Source organism: Cupriavidus sp. FW305-26 (assembly GCF_058787975.1).
Genome location: NZ_JBYTAH010000163.1, coordinates 1 through 1256, shown reverse-complemented (window position 1 = coordinate 1256; position 1256 = coordinate 1). Strand labels below are relative to the sequence as shown.

The 1256-nt window shown below is 61.5% G+C and carries 1 protein-coding gene; it reads left to right on the top strand.

What is annotated here, in order from left to right; all coding sequences use genetic code 11:
* Window positions 1-26 precede the first annotated feature (26 nt).
* Window positions 27-1250 (top strand): ISL3 family transposase, encoded by a 1224-nt coding sequence (locus AC3WQZ_RS35665; RefSeq protein WP_492302164.1) that lies wholly within the window; start codon window positions 27-29, stop codon window positions 1248-1250.
* Window positions 1251-1256: the final 6 nt, after the last annotated feature.

Genomic DNA, 1256 nt, shown 5'->3' with positions numbered 1-1256 from the left:
CACAACAAGAATCAGGAAGGTGGAGGTTGGCCCCACGCGATTGTATGGCCCAGCTCGGCTGCTGGGAAGGCTATCGCCTGCGCGATAGCTGGGAAGAGACCCGTAATGGGCAGCGTATTTGCGTCATCCGGCTAGAACCTAAGGCGCGCCGCAGGCGGTGCTGCGATGGCTGTGGTCGAGGCGTTAGCAGTATCCACGACCGGGTCGAGCGGCGCGTGCGGGATCTGCCAGTGTTCGATATTCCGGTGGAGCTGGTCGTGCCGCGACTTCGTCTGGCTTGTCGGAAATGTGGCCCGAAGCTGGAGCGCCTGGACTGGCTCGCGCCCTATGCGCGGGTTACAACGAGGCTAGCCGCCAGCGTAGCGCGACTGTGCAAGGTCATGTCGTTGCGCCATGTCGCTAGCTTCTACCGATTGGCCTGGACTACGGTCAAGCGCATCGATCTGCGCCATCTGGAGCGGGAACTGGAGCCGGTCGATCTGAGTGGCGTCACGGTGATCGCGATGGACGAGTTTGCGATCCAGAAGGGCCATCGCTATGCCACGGTCATCGTCGAGCCTTCGAGCAAGCGGGTACTCTGGGTTGGGCGCGGGCGCTCGCGAGAGGAGATCCGGCCCTTCTTCAAGCTGCTTGGCCCTGAAGGCTGTGCCCGGCTGCGCGCCGCGGTGATGGACATGAATACCGCCTACGACCGGGAAGTGCGGATGCACTGCCCGAAAGCGGAGGTCATCTATGACCTGTTTCATGTGGTGGCCAAGTATGGCCGTGAAGTCATCGACCGGGTCAGGGTGGATGAGGCCAATCGGCTGCGCGGCGACCGGGCCGCCCGCAAGGTGGTGAAATCCTCTCGCTGGTTGCTGCTGCGCAATCGAGAGAACGTCACCCGGGAGGCCGATCAGATCCGGCTTGATGAAATACTGGCTGCCAACCAGGCGCTGATGACCGTCTACGTGCTCAAGGACGACCTCAAGACGCTTTGGGCATATCGCCATCCCGGCTACGCCCGACGCTTCTGGCAAGAGTGGTACGAGCGGGCCATGGACAGCGGCATCGCCCCACTATGCCTGTTCGCCAAACGGCTCAAACCATATCTGCCAGGCATCTTGGCTCACAGCCGCTGGCCGCTGGGAACCAATCTGGTGGAAGGCATCAATAACCGGATCAAGGTGATCAAACGCATGGCCTATGGCTTCCGTGATGACCACTACTTCTTCTTGAAGATCCGGGCGGCCTTCCCCGGAAATCGGTGAAGAACC